This is a genomic window from Lysinibacillus sp. GW821-FHT14F06, assembly GCF_058803665.1.
In genome coordinates this window covers 1-16,090 of sequence record NZ_JBXAPF010000036.1, presented here as the reverse complement: position 1 = coordinate 16,090, position 16,090 = coordinate 1, and the positions used below count along the sequence as shown (strand labels likewise).

The 16,090-nt window shown below is 37.0% G+C and carries 15 protein-coding genes, 1 tRNA gene and 1 other RNA gene; 12 read left to right on the top strand and 5 right to left on the bottom strand.

Features of this window, described 5'->3' with window-relative positions; translation table 11 throughout:
* Positions 1-25: 25 nt before the first annotated feature.
* The 5 genes from AC1RNS_RS22335 (at position 26) to AC1RNS_RS22315 (ending at position 5,603) form a co-directional block, all read left to right on the top strand.
* Entirely contained in the window at positions 26-2,437 is a 2,412-nt protein-coding gene (locus tag AC1RNS_RS22335) for a heavy metal translocating P-type ATPase (RefSeq protein WP_492995845.1), read from the top strand.
* A gap of 186 nt (positions 2,438-2,623) precedes the next feature.
* The gene (locus tag AC1RNS_RS22330) at positions 2,624-3,262 is read left to right on the top strand and encodes a deoxynucleoside kinase (RefSeq protein WP_492995843.1); all 639 of its coding nucleotides are present in this window, start codon (positions 2,624-2,626) and stop codon (positions 3,260-3,262) included.
* On the top strand, positions 3,259-3,927 hold the full coding sequence (locus AC1RNS_RS22325) for a deoxynucleoside kinase (protein WP_492995841.1): 669 nt from the start codon (positions 3,259-3,261) through the stop codon (positions 3,925-3,927). Before AC1RNS_RS22330 ends, AC1RNS_RS22325 begins: the two co-directional genes overlap by 4 nt.
* 127 nt (positions 3,928-4,054) lie before the next feature.
* Positions 4,055-4,585 (top strand): LOG family protein, encoded by a 531-nt coding sequence (locus AC1RNS_RS22320; RefSeq protein ID WP_492995898.1) that lies wholly within the window; start codon positions 4,055-4,057, stop codon positions 4,583-4,585.
* Positions 4,586-4,694: 109 nt separating this feature from the next.
* Positions 4,695-5,603, top strand: a complete 909-nt coding sequence (locus AC1RNS_RS22315; protein WP_492995840.1) for a methyl-accepting chemotaxis protein — start codon at positions 4,695-4,697, stop codon at positions 5,601-5,603.
* Positions 5,604-5,666: 63 nt separating this feature from the next.
* Here AC1RNS_RS22315 and AC1RNS_RS22310 read toward each other — a convergent pair whose 3' ends face one another.
* A complete protein-coding gene (locus AC1RNS_RS22310) occupies positions 5,667-7,091 on the bottom strand; it encodes a DHA2 family efflux MFS transporter permease subunit (protein ID WP_492995896.1) in 1,425 nt (474 codons plus the stop codon).
* A gap of 135 nt (positions 7,092-7,226) precedes the next feature.
* On the opposite strand from AC1RNS_RS22310, the gene AC1RNS_RS22305 reads away from it, so the two are divergent.
* A complete protein-coding gene (locus AC1RNS_RS22305) occupies positions 7,227-7,853 on the top strand; it encodes an RraA family protein (protein ID WP_492995838.1) in 627 nt (208 codons plus the stop codon).
* Positions 7,854-8,058: 205 nt separating this feature from the next.
* On the opposite strand, the gene AC1RNS_RS22300 is transcribed toward AC1RNS_RS22305, so the two are convergent.
* The 4 genes from AC1RNS_RS22300 to AC1RNS_RS22285 all read right to left on the bottom strand — a co-directional run bounded on the left by AC1RNS_RS22300 (position 8,059) and on the right by AC1RNS_RS22285 (position 11,818).
* On the bottom strand, positions 8,059-9,333 hold the full coding sequence (locus AC1RNS_RS22300; protein WP_492995837.1) for a cation:dicarboxylate symporter family transporter: 1,275 nt from the start codon (positions 9,331-9,333) through the stop codon (positions 8,059-8,061).
* 90 nt (positions 9,334-9,423) lie between these two features.
* Positions 9,424-10,302, bottom strand: coding sequence for a response regulator (locus AC1RNS_RS22295; RefSeq protein WP_492995836.1), 879 nt, complete (start codon positions 10,300-10,302; stop codon positions 9,424-9,426).
* Positions 10,303-11,565, bottom strand: coding sequence for an ATP-binding protein (locus AC1RNS_RS22290; RefSeq protein ID WP_492995834.1), 1,263 nt, complete (start codon positions 11,563-11,565; stop codon positions 10,303-10,305).
* Between the two features lie 160 nt (positions 11,566-11,725).
* A tRNA-Ser gene (locus AC1RNS_RS22285) sits at positions 11,726-11,818 on the bottom strand.
* A gap of 168 nt (positions 11,819-11,986) precedes the next feature.
* Between AC1RNS_RS22285 and ffs the strand changes: the two genes are divergently transcribed.
* From ffs to AC1RNS_RS22255, 6 genes are all read left to right on the top strand, one after another.
* Positions 11,987-12,254, top strand: an RNA gene (gene ffs / locus AC1RNS_RS22280) — signal recognition particle sRNA large type.
* A gap of 209 nt (positions 12,255-12,463) precedes the next feature.
* Positions 12,464-14,251, top strand: coding sequence for a DNA polymerase III subunit gamma/tau (gene dnaX / locus AC1RNS_RS22275; protein ID WP_492995832.1), 1,788 nt, complete (start codon positions 12,464-12,466; stop codon positions 14,249-14,251).
* Positions 14,252-14,272: 21 nt separating this feature from the next.
* A complete protein-coding gene (locus AC1RNS_RS22270) occupies positions 14,273-14,587 on the top strand; it encodes a YbaB/EbfC family nucleoid-associated protein (RefSeq protein ID WP_283870238.1) in 315 nt (104 codons plus the stop codon).
* A gap of 11 nt (positions 14,588-14,598) precedes the next feature.
* Positions 14,599-15,195 (top strand): recombination mediator RecR, encoded by a 597-nt coding sequence (recR, locus tag AC1RNS_RS22265; protein WP_492995830.1) that lies wholly within the window; start codon positions 14,599-14,601, stop codon positions 15,193-15,195.
* 13 nt (positions 15,196-15,208) lie between these two features.
* Positions 15,209-15,424: a YaaL family protein gene (locus AC1RNS_RS22260; protein ID WP_492995828.1), complete on the top strand. Its 216-nt coding sequence runs from the start codon at positions 15,209-15,211 to the stop codon at positions 15,422-15,424.
* Positions 15,425-15,498: 74 nt separating this feature from the next.
* On the top strand, positions 15,499-15,771 hold the full coding sequence (locus AC1RNS_RS22255) for a pro-sigmaK processing inhibitor BofA family protein (RefSeq protein WP_492995827.1): 273 nt from the start codon (positions 15,499-15,501) through the stop codon (positions 15,769-15,771).
* Positions 15,772-16,090 lie beyond the last annotated feature (319 nt).

Genomic DNA, 16,090 nt, shown 5'->3' with positions numbered 1-16,090 from the left:
ATTGGTATAAGGAGAGGTGGAAGAAATGAGTCCAGAAGTAAAAGAGGCCAACTTGCAAATAACAGGTATGACCTGTGCAGCCTGCGCCACTCGTATAGAAAAAGGTTTAAATAAAATGGATGGTGTTGAACAGGCCACTGTTAATTTAGCGCTTGAAAAATCAACGATTAAGTACGATTCGTCCAAATTAAGTGAAGTAGATTTTGAAAAGAAAATTGAAGCACTTGGTTATGGCGTTGTTAAACAGAAAACTGAATTTGACATTACGGGCATGACCTGTGCAGCCTGCGCTACGCGTATAGAAAAAGGATTAAATAAGCTAGCTGGTGTCTCATCCGCAAATGTAAACTTAGCACTTGAGAAGGCAACAATTGAGTTTAATCCATCTGAAGTATCCATTGCAGAGATCATTGCAAAGGTTGAAAAATTAGGTTATGAGGCCCATCAAAAAGCTGAAGAACAAGAAACCGTAGACCATCGTCAAAAGGCCATCAAACAACAGCAGCATAAATTTATTTTATCAGCTATTCTTTCACTACCATTGCTCTGGACGATGGTTGGTCATTTTTCATTTACTTCGTTTTTATATGTACCAGATATACTAATGAATCCATGGGTACAAATGATATTAGCTACGCCCGTTCAATTTATAATAGGGAAACAATTTTATGTGGGTGCCTATAAAGCCTTGCGTAATGGTAGTGCCAATATGGATGTACTAGTAGTAATGGGTACATCTGCAGCTTACTTTTATAGTGTCTATCAAGCAATTGTTACGGTAGGTTCACATCATGGCCCACACCTTTATTTTGAAACAAGCGCGGTATTAATTACTTTAATTCTATTAGGAAAATTATTTGAGGCAAAAGCGAAAGGTCGTTCATCTGAAGCAATCAAAAAATTAATGGGTCTTCAAGCAAAAACGGCCGTTGTTGTTCGAGATGGCGTTGAGAAAGAAGTACCATTAGAAGAAGTAGTAATTGGTGACATTATTTTAGTAAAACCAGGTGAGAAAATTCCAGTTGATGGTGAAGTCTTAGAAGGAATAACGGCTGTTGATGAGTCAATGCTGACAGGGGAAAGTCTCCCAGTTGATAAAAAGCAAGGTGATGTATTATTTGGCTCAACAATTAATAAAAATGGCTTTATTAAAATGACAGCAACAAAAGTAGGTCGAGATACAGCTTTAGCACAGATTATTAAAGTGGTAGAAGATGCACAAGGCTCAAAGGCACCAATCCAGCGTTTAGCAGATCATATTTCTGGCATATTTGTACCAATTGTTGTTGGAATTGCGATTATTACGTTTTTAGTTTGGATACTTTGGGTACAACCAGGTGAGTTTACGCCTGCATTAGAAGTTTTAATCGCAGTTCTTGTCATTGCATGTCCATGTGCGCTTGGATTAGCGACACCAACATCTATTATGGCAGGCTCTGGTCGCGCAGCAGAGTTTGGGATTTTATTTAAAGGTGGCGAGCATTTAGAGCAAACGCAAAGTATCGATACGGTGGTTGTTGATAAAACAGGTACAGTAACACATGGCAAACCTGTGTTAACTGATGTTATACTAGCAGCAGAGCAAGACGAAGCAAACTTTTTATCGTTAATAGGTGCAGCGGAGAAGCAATCAGAGCATCCATTAGCAGAAGCAATTGTTCAAGGCATTACAGATCGTGGTATTGAGCTAGGTGATGTTCAATTCTTTGAAGCGATACCAGGTTATGGTGTGCAAGCGACAGTGTCAGGTCAAGGAGTCGTAATCGGTACACGTAAATTGATGCAACAATATGGTATTCCTATTGATGATATTCTACCAATAATGGAGCAGTTAGAGGAAAATGGTAAAACAGCGATGTTAGCTGCTGTCAACGGTCAATATGCTGGTCTAGTAGCAGTAGCTGATACTGTTAAAGAAACTTCTAAAGAGGCAGTTCGTCGTCTACAAGATATGGGCATTACCGTTATTATGATGACTGGTGATAATGAACGTACAGCACAAGCCATAGGAGCAGAAATTGGTGTAAATCATGTGATTGCTGAGGTTCTACCAGAAGGGAAAGCAGATGAAGTAAAAAAACTGCAAGCTACGGGTAAGAAAGTGGCGATGGTAGGTGATGGCATTAATGATGCGCCAGCACTTGCTACAGCGAATATTGGGATGGCCATTGGTACTGGCACAGACGTAGCTATGGAAGCAGCAGATATTACACTGATTCGTGGCGATTTAAACAGTATAGCGGATGCCATCATTATGAGCCGTAAAACAATGCGCAATATTAAACAAAACTTATTTTGGGCATTTGCTTACAATACATTAGGTATACCAATTGCTGCAATCGGTTTACTTGCTCCATGGGTTGCAGGCGCAGCGATGGCCTTTAGCTCAGTATCAGTTGTTTTAAACGCACTTCGCTTACAGCGTGTTAAATTATAGATAGATAACGGCCTACCTCGGTGGGTCGTTTTTTTATATGTAAATTTAATAGAGAGATTAGCTTGATTCTGTTTTTCATTTTCGCACTATGATACAATGAAAAGCACTGATTTATTTTTTAATAATGTCCTCAGGCAAAGAGGGAATTGATAATAGAATCCATAGAACATAAAGGAGGAGCTTCTGGTGACGGTTCCATTTGTTACGGTAGAAGGTCCGATTGGTGTTGGTAAAACCTCTTTATCGAAAGAGATTACAGCGACATTTAATTACCATCTATTAAAGGAAATAGTAGACGAAAACCCTTTTCTAAATAAGTTTTATGAAAACATTGAGGAGTGGAGCTTCCAAACTGAAATGTTTTTCTTATGTAATCGCTATAAACAATTATCAGATATTAAGAAGTTTCGCTTAACACATCAAAAACCTGTAGTAGCGGACTATCATATTTTTAAAAATCTAATATTTGCAAAACGTACATTGGCACCAACCGAGTATGATAAGTATGAAGAAATTTATAAAATACTAACGAAGGATATGCCTGTACCTAATGTTGTTGTTTATTTACATGCTAGTGTTGAGACGTTGATGAAGCGTATTGCAATGCGTGGACGTGAATTCGAGAAAATGATTGCACGGGATTATATGGAGCAACTTGTGGCAGATTATCATTCTTTTATCGAGCATTTTGAGAAAATGCATCCGGAAATTCCTGTCATTCGATTTAATGGAGATCAACTTGACTTCGTTAAAAACACAGATGATTTAAACTATGTTTTGCAAATCATAAAGGATACGTTACAACAAAGGAGCTTGCAACAATGAATTTAAGAGAGAAGTACGATATTCCTCCACAGACAGTCATTACCATTGCTGGTACTGTAGGTGTGGGGAAATCAACGATGACAAAAGCGTTAGCAGAGGCGCTAAATTTCCGTACATCATTTGAAAAAGTTGACACTAACCCATATTTAGATAAATTTTATGAGGACTTTGAAAAATGGAGCTTCCATTTGCAGGTGTATTTTTTAGCTGAACGTTTTAAGGAGCAAAAGCGAATTTTTGAATATGGCGGGGGATTTATTCAGGATCGTTCTATTTACGAAGATACAGGAATTTTTGCAAAAATGCACTATGATAAAGGAACAATGAGTCCAACAGATTACGAGACTTATAAAAATTTATTTGATGCAATGGTAATGACACCTTACTTCCCGCATCCAGATTTACTAATATATCTTGAGGGACCAATTGATGCAGTCATTGGGCGGATTCAAGAGCGTGGTCGTTCAATGGAGCAGCAGACACCAATTGATTATTGGATTGAAATGCATGAACGTTATGAGAACTGGGTCAATAATTTTAATTCATGCCCCGTTTTACGTTTAGATATTAATGATTATGATTTATTAAAAAATCCTGAAGCAATTGAATCAATTGTGAGCCGTATCAGTCATATGCTAAAACAAACAGGCCATTTACGCAAATAGAATTTATCAGGGCTTTAACTAAATAAATATCTAATAAGCAATTAATGAAAATAAATGATTAAAAGACGTGAGACAATATAAATAGCTATTGTTTCACGTCTTTTAAGTAGGAGGGATTATTATAAGAATAGCGGTGTATTGTGGTTCTGGTTTAGGCAAAAACCCAGTTTATGCAGAAAAGGCAGCCGAATTAGGTGCAGTGCTGGCTCAAAATGGTCATGGGGTAGTCTATGGTGGTTCAAAAAGCGGCCTGATGGGAAAGGTGGCAGATGCCGTTTTAAACGGTGGCGGAGAAGTAATAGGTGTGATGCCAACGCATTTACAGAAGCGGGAATTAGCCCATGCTTCCTTAACGGAAATTCATTTTGTTGAGTCTATGCATGTACGTAAGGCAAAAATGGTAGAGCTTGCAGATGCCTTTATAGCGCTACCAGGTGGTGGTGGCACATTGGATGAGTATTTTGAGGTCTTTACGTGGGCACAAATTGGACTACATGAAAAGCCAGTAATTTTATATAATGTAAATAGTTTTTATGATGCACTTTTACAGCATTTTAAGAAAATGCTTGAAGAAGGTTTTATTCGTGCGGAACAAAAGTCACTAATTCATGTAGCTACTACATCAGAAGAAGTATTACAGTTATTAAAACATGGGTAATGATTGCCCATGTTTTTTCTGCAAATATTAACGAGGAGCTAAAATGGAAAAAAATAAATTTTTAGTTAAAATAATTCTTTTTTAAAAATTGAATAAAGAGGTGTAGATTATGCAGAAAATCGATACACAAGTAACAGATGATTTAGTAGTGCAGGCAATTGAACGTAATATTGCAATAATTCGTTTTGATATGGAGCGTAAAGTAGCCTTTGTAAATGCACATTTTGCCAAAACATTAGGCTATAAAGTAGAAGAAATGATAGGAAAAGATCATAAAGATTTATGTTTACCTGAATTTGTTAATAGTTTGGAGTACGAAAAATTTTGGAGGAACTTGGCTGCTGGTAATAGCTATCAAGATAAAATTGAAAGATTGGATGCGAACGGAAATAGAGTTTGGCTTGAAGCTACCTATATGCCGGTCTTTGCAAATAATTCTAGAAAGGTGATTGGTGTTTCGAAAATTGCTACTAATATTTCAGACCGTCAAAATGAGATTGTAAGCGTAGCTGAGACATTAAAGGGGATGTCAAAAGAACTTCATAGTCGTTCAGAGGCTGGTATTCAAAATAGTGAAGGTTTACTAGAGACTATTAGGGAAGTATCAAAAGAGTCTGCCGATAATGTAATAAATCTTGCACAGCTTCAAAAACAGGCTGAATCTATTAAAGGCATCGTGAAAACTATCCAAGAGATTGCTTCTCAGACAAATTTACTAGCATTAAACGCAGCTATTGAAGCAGCTAGGGCAGGAGAATATGGGCGAGGCTTTGATGTTGTAGCAAAAGAGGTGAGAAAGCTATCCATAAGAGTTGAGCAATCTATCTCTGAAGTAAAGGATAATGTTGAGGGGATAGAGCGGGAAATAGGTCAAGTTACAGAAAGTATTACACGTATAGCTGAAAAAGTTGAAAAAACAAATGGACAAATATCTGTGACAACCAATGATTTTGCTGAAATCGCCAGTGCGGCAGAGGCGTTAGACGAACAATCAAAGCATTTTATCGAAATAGTTTAATAATACTTAGCGCCATTTGATAGAAAAGTGAGTTCATTCCTAATGAATGGCGCATTTTTGGCTTTATTTCTCCTCTTGCACACGTTTCATAAAGATTGATAAAACGAATGCAAGAATTGCCAGTATAAGAGAGAAGGTTAATGCATGTTGTACACTAATAATGGATCCAGCAAATTCGTTTGTAGCAGAGGCTCCATTTTTGGAAATGAAATTTGCCTTACTAATGGACATGATTGTTATAGAAACAGCAGTACCGATTGCACCTGCAACCTGCTGTAATGTATTCATAAATGCTGTACCATCTGGATAAAGTTGACGGGGTAGCTGATTTAATCCATTTGTTTGCGCAGGCATACTTGCAAGAGAGATGCCAACAAACATAAGAATATGGAAGATTACGATGAAATAAACAGAGGTTTCAGCATCAATTGTACGTAAGAAAAGTAATGCAATTATTTCTAAAAATAATCCAACAGGAACCATGATACGAGGTCCAAAGCGATCAAAAATATGCCCTGAGGCAACTGCCATAAAGGCATTGATAGCACCACCAGGAAGTAGGGTAAGACCAGCAATCATAGGTGCCAGCAATAAAATGTTTTGTAAATAAATAGGTAATAACACCATTGTTGCTAAAATAGTCATATGTACGATAATAACCAGGAGCATGCCGATATTGTACATAGGAAATGAGAATACCTTTAAATTCAGCATAGGTTGCTCCATTTTAATTTGTCGCAAACAAAAAAGAATAATTCCTAGTGCTCCAACCATGAGAGTGGAGACTACCTCTATTGTCATAAAAGTACCTAGCTTACCAGAAATACTAAAACCGTAAACGATCCCTCCAAACCCAATCGTTGATAAGGCGATTGAAACACCATCAAATTTAACCATCCTAACTTCACTAACATTTTGAACAAATTTTAAACCAAGTACAAATGAAATGAGTAAAAATGGAAGACTCATCCAGAATATAGAGTGCCAGGAGAAATGCTCCATGACAAAGCCTGCAATAGTGGGTCCGATGGCTGGAGCAAAGATAATAACTAAGCCGATTTTACCCATCGCAGCGCCACGCTGATTAATCGGGTAAATCATGAGTACAACCTGCATCATAAGCGGCAGAATAATAGCTGCTCCAACAGCCTGAATAACTCGTCCAGCAAGTAACAGTGCAAAGGTTGGAGAAATAGCTGAAACACAGGTACCTATGATAGAAAATAACAGTGATACAGTAAATAATTGCCGCGTTGTAAAACGCTGCATAAGCAGGCTAGAGAGTGGTACTAAAATACCTAAGGTTAATAAATAACCAGTTGTTAGCCATTGAATGGTAGATGCATCTGTTTTAAAGTCAACAATCAATTGCGCAAAGGCCATATTGAGGGCTGTTTCATTGAATAGGCCGATAAAAGCTGCCACCAAAAAAGCTACGATAATTTGATTGCGTTGTTCATATAATTTTTGAATATCCATAATACCCATTTTTTCTTTCATTTTCCTCTAACAGTACCATATTTAAATGTTTTATTTCCATAATTTTCTGAGATATATTGAAATAGTAGATGATTTTTATTTACAATAATTATGTAAGCATAAATCATAATAGGGGTGTTATGTATGACAAAGGTGGAAATTAGTTTTAAGCATTTACCAACAACGGCAATTTCTGATGCAACTGGGGGACACACAAATTTACGCAGTGATATTAAACCTTTAGCGGATCACTTTAAACTAGCTGGGCGCGTGGTAACTGTGCGATTACCAGATGGTGAAAATGGAGCAGTGTTAGAGGCTATTCGAGCTGCTAATGAAGGTGATATTTTGGTAATCGATGCCAAAGGTAATACGAATCGAGCAGTTGCTGGAGATTTTGTGATTTCCTTAGCAAAGGGCATAGGTGTACAAGGGTTTGTTGTGGATGGGGTTATCCGAGATATCGCAGCCATTCGAGAGCTGAATTTCCCTGTATTCTCTTTGGGGACAACGGTAGCTGCTGGTAATAAAAATGGTGGCGGTAAAGTAAATGTCCCTATCTCTATAGGAGGCGTTACTGTTCATCCTGGTGATTATATTATAGGGGATGTGGATGGCGTTGTTGTGGTGCCACAGGAAGATGCAGAACGTATTTTAATGGCAGCAGAGGCAAAGATAGAAAAAGATGAAGCACGTGCACAAGAGGCACATGTAAATGGTAAAGAATCGATCATTGCTTATTTAGATAAAGTTTTAACTAAAAGAAGTTAAAGCCTCCGGCGGATGTCACTGAATCGGAAAGGAGTTCAATTTAGGGTGTTAGCCTAAAATCATCGCATATAACGGCTAACTGACCTGCATCACGCAGGCCTAAGCACAAAGCCGATTTTGGACGCAATTATGCCGAGGCATAATTGATCAAATTAAAAAAATCCTCACGATGCCATCCATACATCGTGAGGATTTTTTTAACTTTTTACGCTAAGTTTTCGTTATCTTTAAAGTAATTTTTCATTTTTTCTGTATCGAAACGGCCTTCCCATTTTGCCATTACTAATGACGCTAATGAGTTACCAATTACGTTAACAACTGTACGTCCCATATCAAGGATACGGTCAATACCTGCGATAAATGCCAAGCCTTCAAGTGGAATGCCAACAGTCCCTAAAGTTGCTAGAAGTACTACGAATGACACCCCTGGAACACCCGCGATACCTTTAGATGTAACCATTAATACAAGCATTAACGTAATTTGTTCTCCAATGCTTAGATGAATACCGTACATTTGAGCAATAAATAACGCTGCAATCGCCTGATACAGGGTAGAGCCATCTAAGTTAAAGGAATAACCGGTTGGAATAACAAAGGAAACGATATCCTTTGGAGCTCCTAATTTCTCCATTTTCATCATAATACGTGGTAGTACAGCTTCAGAGCTTGCAGTTGAGAACGCTAAAATTAGCTCGTCCTTTAATACTCTGATTAAGTAGAAAATACTGATTCCCGCGAACTTCGCTACAAGTCCAAGAACGATAAAGATAAAGAATAGCATTGTTGCATATACAAGTATGGCAAGTTTAGCCAGTGGTATTAGTGAAGCAAATCCATATTTGGAAACGGTTACACCAATTAAACCAAATACCCCTAATGGAGCGAATTTCATAACAAGGTTCGTTACCCAGAACATAGCATCTGCTACGCCTTGGAAGAAGTCTAAGACTGGTTTTCCTCGGTCACCAATAGCAGCAACCCCTAAACCGAAAATAACAGAGAAGAAGATAATGGCAAGCATATTACCTTCAGCCATAGACTGAATAATATTTGTTGGGACAATGCCTACAATAATATCAAAAGGTCCCTCATGCTGTACTTCTTCAGTAGTTGAAACGTATTTTGAAATATCCCCTTGAGAAAGCTCATTCATATTTAGGCCAGCGCCTGGTTGGAATAAGTTTGCAGAAAGTAAACCAACTACAATGGCTACAGTAGTAATAATTTCAAAATAAATAATTGATTTCCCGCCTAATCGTCCAAGCTGCTTCATGTCTCCGGTACCAGCAACACCAACGATTAAAGTAGAAATAATAATCGGTACAACAATCATCTTAATTAGATGTAAAAAGATATCCCCTAAAGGTTGTAAATATGTTTCAATTTTGGGGTTTCCATAAAAGATACCACCAACAATGATCCCTAAAATCAAACCGATTAAAATTTGAGCGGCTAAACTGATTTTAAATTTCTTTTTCAAACCCTTTGTACCCCCTAATATTAAATTTTTAGGACTCGCCTTACTTTAATAATACGGAGGACTTATGGAATCCGACAAAATCCGAGAAAATTAATTTACTTTTGTTAAAATGTCTGAATATAATACCTGAATAAACTTCTTAATATTTACCTTTGCTTTACGATTTTCATGATCTTCTATCTGCGACATTAGCTGACGAATTTCTTTAAAATCAAAGTATCGAGGCGCATAATATTCAAATTCAGAGTTGGTATAATCGACGACACCTAAATTGGCAAGGTTAATCATTGCTGCTAATATTGTACGACGTACACGCTGTTCAATGGCTTTACTTTCTTTCAAAATTTCATCAGGTGTAGTCTTTGTAACAGCTGCAATTTCCTCATAAAGCTCTTTTAATGGAGGTAGGGGTGCTATCTTGTGTTGATGAGCAAGCAAGGTTTCAATGATAGCTATGATATCCTCACTTCCGATTTCACCAACAATGCCCATATCGTTTAAGATTGATTGAATATGATCACGAGATGTGGCTTTTTGATTTATTTGCTCACTTAAATCAATGTTTGTCAGCGATTGACGAATTACTAATAGTGAATTTTTTAGGCGAAACTGTTCTGTTGTTTTACGTAAAACATTCTCAACTTCAATACGGTTTATTGGTTTATGAATAAAGAACTCAATCCCTTGCTCATATGCCTCACCCACCATTTCCTTATTGACTACCTGAGAAATCATAATAAATTGTCCCTCAAAACGATTTTGAGTAAGTTGTTCGACTGTTGCAATTCCATCGAGCTTTGGCATCAATAAATCGATAAGCACAAACTCTGGCTGAGTCATTAAAATTTGTGGGATAGCATCTTCACCATTGCGAGCTTCACCAATAACGGTACCTAATCCGCTATCTTCAATAATTTTTTTTAACATGACCCGACTTGCACGATCATCATCTACAATAAAATACCTCATTTAAGTCTCTCCCGTTTGAATAGTTTGCGTAGGAATTGTAATTTTAAACATTGTGTTTTGATTGTTTGATTCAACGGATATGAAGCCATTTAATTTATTTACTAATTCAGCAACATGCGAAAGTCCAATACCAGTTGCAGCGACACCGTCCATATTGTATTTTGTGGTGTAACCAGGTTCAAAAATAATAGTGATATCACTTTGTGAAATGCCTTTTCCATTATCACATACTGTGATTACAGTATCATCCAGTTGTTGTTGAATGGCAATAGAAATAACACCTTGATCTTTAATGGCTTCAATAGCATTTGCTGTTAGATTATTCAAAAGTGCAAGCAAAGCAATATGTTCTTTTGTTTGAAAGTCAGTGTCCAAACTTACTTTAAAGTGAATTTCTTTTCCCAGTAGTTCACCGTACTTTCTGTTACCGTCTTCAATATAATGTAATAATTCTGACATTCTAAAGGGGCCAAAGCTCTTTTCGCCTACGATTTTAGAAATTCCTGCATAGATACGTTGCGAATCTTTTTTTACTTCATGAATTTCCTGGGCAATATGCAAAGCCTGTAAGCTTTCAGTCCGATTGCCTTGCGATTTTAACTGTCGATATAAATCAAACCCACTAGCTGTGATAGTCTCAATATGATTCATAGATTTTTTTAAATAGAGCGTTTCAACATATAGATCTGACCCAATAGTAAGCATTTCTTGCACGCGTTTTTTTTGTTCAGCAATTAAAATGGAGCTATAAACACCAACTACAAAGAAACTACGTAATAAAGCAACAGCTAACAATATAAGTAAATCATGAACGAGTAAAAAAGTATAAGAATTAACAAGAAAACGAAATAGTTGTTCTGCTAAATTGCTTATTACTTCACTAAATGCAACTAATAATCCAAGCATTAACGGTTTTTCTCGATATTGATGGATATTTAAAATTTGTAGACATAATGCAAAAAGTATATAAAAAGCTGCTGCTGGTAAATGTAAAAAGATGCTATCCAATAATGCTATATTGGGTGTAGCAGAAGTTATGAAAACTCGAAAAGCTGTTGTCACAATACTTGTAACGATACCGGCTAATATAATAGGGGTTGGCCTAAGAAGGGTACAAAGAAAGAAAACAATAGTTCCTAATCCAAAACGAAAAATTGTATTAGCAAAAGGCATTATTTTAATTTCACTACCAATAGCAGTTAATATAGCGATTAAAAAAATCCAAGTGAGGGAAGCTCGAGAGATTAAATATTTTGAATGCACAAAAATCCTTCCTTCTTAATTAGATGTAGATATTTAATTTATTTTCTCCTTAACAATAAAAAAATACCACAACCTTTGTGGAAGTGGTATCTGTATATATAATGTACAAATTTTTAGGCAAAAAAAAAAAACGGCTACTGATGTAGTCGAAATTTAAAACTGGAGGAGGTAGAGGGATTCGAACCCCCGCGCGGTGTTACCCGCCTGTCGGTTTTCAAGACCGATCCCTTCAGCCAGACTTGGGTATACCTCCATATTAATCTGATGTCTTATCGACAAAAATTAATTTATCATATTTTATATTTCACGTCAACTGATTTTCAAAATTTTTTTTATGATTATATTGTTGATAAATGTTTCCACAGAAATATTATGTGCATTAAGTTGCAATTTATGAAAACAGTCAGTATACTAGTTATTGCCGTGCTAGGTGGGAAGGTAGCGGTGTCCTGTAACTCGCAATCCGCTCTAGCGAGACTGAATTCCTTTTTCGAGGCTGTCCGTATTGTTTGGTCTGCCTTTTGCACGTAGTGTTGACGATTGGGTCCTGCGCAATGGATACCCATGAACCATGTCAGGTCCGGAAGGAAGCAGCATTAAGTGGTCTTATTCATGTGCCGCGGGGTTGCCTAATCCGAGCTAACGACAAGAGTAACGCTTATGTGCGGCTGTCGAAGAAAGGTGCACGGCATTAAATTGCCAATTCAAACGCATCCGTCTACATTAGGCGGGATGCGTTTTTTTATATTTATACGTCTTACCACGATATTATCTCATATTAGAAATGAATTTAAGATAAAGTGTGTTGTCTCAATTTTTTGGGAATTGATAACACTATTATTAGACAAATGTTATAATAGAACTATTCTATATTAATGGAGAAAAGGAGAGGAAATCATTGACGTATCAAGCATTTTATCGTGTGTATCGACCGCAATCATTTCGAGAAATGTCTGGCCAGGCACATGTCAAAAGAACGCTACAAAATGCTCTCCTAGCAAACAAAACCACACATGCTTATTTGTTTTCTGGTCCAAGAGGAACGGGGAAAACAAGTACAGCTAAGATTTTTGCAAAAGCTTTGAATTGTGAGCGAGCACCATCGAACGAGCCATGTAACGAATGTGCCACTTGTTTAAGTATTACAGATGGGTCGCATCCTGATGTGATTGAATTTGACGCAGCATCTAATTCTCGAGTTGAAGAAATACGTGATATTATCGAGAAAGTTCGATTTGCTCCTGCTAGTAGCAGATATAAAGTGTATATTATCGATGAAGTGCATATGCTTTCTACAAGTGCCTTCAATGCACTTTTAAAAACATTAGAAGAACCACCTCCACATGCTGTTTTTATTTTGGCGACAACAGAGCCTCATAAATTACCTGCAACCATTATCTCACGTTGCCAACGCTTTGATTTCAAGCGACTTTCAACTAATGATATTATCGAACGAATGAAGGTTGTATTAGAGGACATCGAGCTACCGTATGAGGAACAAGGTTTGAAGGTTATTGCGCAATCTGCTGCTGGTGGTATGCGTGATGCATTAAGTTTACTAGATCAGGTTGTCTCTTTCAGTGGAGAGAAGCTAAAGCTTGAGGATACATTACTTGTAACAGGTTCGATTAGTCAGGAAGTTTTTTATGACTTAGCAGAAGCCTTAAAAGTAAAAGATGTTGCTCAAATGCTTGCATTATTAGAACAACTTATCGCAGATGGCAAGGATCCACTTCGTCTTTCAGAGGACTTGATTACATTTTTCCGCGACTTATTATTGCTACAAACAAGTGATGATTTAGCTGAACTATTAGAGCTAGTTTCACCAGAAGAACGAGTATTTACATTAGCGCATGATTTTGCACCTAATTTACTATATGGCTACATAGATATTTTAGCTAAAACACAGCAAGAAATGCGATTCTCCCACCATACAAAAATATATTTAGAAACAGCATTACTTAAAATGGTACAGTTTTCGGGTGGGCTAGTTAGTCAAACAACCACTTCAGTTGAAGCGGCTTTGAGTCCAGAACTTGCCCAAAAGATAGTAGCGCTTGAGCAAATGGTACAACAATTGTCAGCACAATTACAGGCTGGAGCTGCTGGACAACAGATGCAAGCACCAAAGGAACAACGGCCACGAGCAAAAAGCCCAAATGGCTATAAAGCACCAACAGGGCGGATACAAGAGGTGCTAAAGGATGCCACGAAACAAGATGTTCACCTCATTAAATCAGTCTGGGCACAAGCGTTAAACCAAATGCAAAAGTCGCAATCCGCTCTTTTAGCAGAAGCTGAACCCGTAGCGGCATCTTCGAGTGCATTTGTGTTAAAATTCAAGTATGATATTCATTGTCAAATGGTTGCTGATAATCAGTCTCTAAAAGCTCACTTCACACAATTAATTGCAGGGCAAACTGGTACAACATATGAAATGCTTTGTACCCCTGAAGAAACTTGGTTAAAATTACGTGAAGAGTTTATTCGTGATCACGGTTTGCAACAGCAGAAAAAATCTCAAACAGCGACCGATCATGAGGTGGAATTATTAGAGCCACCACCAGCAGGAATGCCTGATGAGCCGTTTATCGATGATGCTCAACCACTTGCCTCACAAGATCCACTTGTGACAGAGGCAGAAAAGTTGTTTGGTAAAGATTTTATAGAAATTGTTGAAGATTAATCATTTAGGAGGAATATGTTTATGCGTGGAATGGGAAATATGCAAGGTATGATGAAAAAAATGCAAAAAATGCAAAAGGAAATGATGGAAGCTCAAGAGGCCTTAAATGCAGAGCAATTTGAAGGTGTAGCTGGCGGTGGTATGGTAAAAGTAATTGTTACTGGCCAACGTGAAGTTGTAGAAGTGAATCTTGATTCTTCAGTAGTAGATCCTGATGATATCGAAATGCTTCAAGATTTAATTGTTGTTGCTACAAATGAAGCACTGAAAAAAGTAGACGAAAAAACAAATGCAACAATGGGTAAATTCACTCAAGGCATGAACCTTCCATTCTAGGAGGTAAGTAAATGTACTACCCAGAACCAATATCAAAACTAATAGATAGTTTTATGAAATTGCCAGGTATCGGGCCGAAAACCGCGGCTCGACTGGCGTTTTTTGTGTTAACGATGAAAGAAGACGATGTTTTATCCTTTTCTAAGTCACTTATTGACGCTAAACGAAATTTAAGCTATTGCTCTGTATGTGGCAACATAACTGATGTAGACCCATGTCACATTTGTACAGATAAGCAACGGAATCATTCGATTATCTGTGTTGTACAAGATACAAAAGATGTAATAGCGATGGAGAAAATGCGTGACTACAATGGTATGTATCATGTACTGCAAGGGGCTATATCACCAATGGATGGTATTGGTCCAGAGGATATTAATGTTGCCTCATTGTTAGTTCGTTTGCAGGATGAAACAGTTCAGGAGTTAATCTTAGCTACGAATTCCACTATCGAGGGCGAGGCAACAGCTATGTATATCTCCCGTCTAGTAAAACCCTCTGGTATTCGAACAACTCGTATTGCGCATGGACTACCAGTAGGCGGAGATTTAGAATATGCAGATGAAGTTACGTTATCGAAGGCAATGGAAGGTCGCCGAGAATTATGAGTGAGGGATTAATATGTTCTTCCGCAGTAAGAGAAAGTTAAAAAAAGAATTCGATGACAGGCTTGTGAGTCTAATTAAAGAAACAAAAGAAGATTTACAGCAGGCAAAAATAATTGAAGAGTTATTAGATGATTATGATTTAGAATTAATTGCTCAACGAAAAGCAGCGGAGAGCATTCATTACTATTTATTTAAAGAAGCTAGAATACGAAGAGTATTAATTAAATAATAGTCTTTTAAACTCATAGAAGCAAAACAGGAATCATAAACTTTCATAATTATATCATTTAAGGGGGAAACCTGATGTCATGGTTAGTAATTATGAGTTTTAGTGTACCTGTAGTGCTTCTTTTTCTTTATGTAATAATTAGACATGCTAAAATGGGTAAAATTTTAGAAGGAATGTCCGTTTTTTGGTTTAGATTTGCTTTTGCTTTTCTTCTATTATTTATTATTCATTTGAGTATAGGATATGTAGGCTATAATATACCTATCAATCTTTTTTCTGTCTTAACTATCGCTATACTAGGTATACCGGGCGTGTTAGGAATAACAGCTTTAATATTTTTCTTATAAAAAGCTTGCATAATAAAAATATTATGGTATAGTAATAGGAGTCGCCAAGATAACTGTTGAAATGTAAACAAATTAAATTGAAATTGAAATTTAATTGTTGACAAGTAGTTGTGAGTGCGATATACTATAAGAGTTGCTGTTGAGAAACGGCGGCGAAATGAACCTTGAAAACTGAACAAGCAAAACGTAATCAATAAAGTTTTTAGTAGCTAGCTTCTGCTAGTGAACAAAACAAAAATTTCGGACATCAAAATTGATGCCAGCAAAACAATTTGAGCTAATCAAATTTCTTTTATGGAGAGTTTGATCCTGGCTCAGG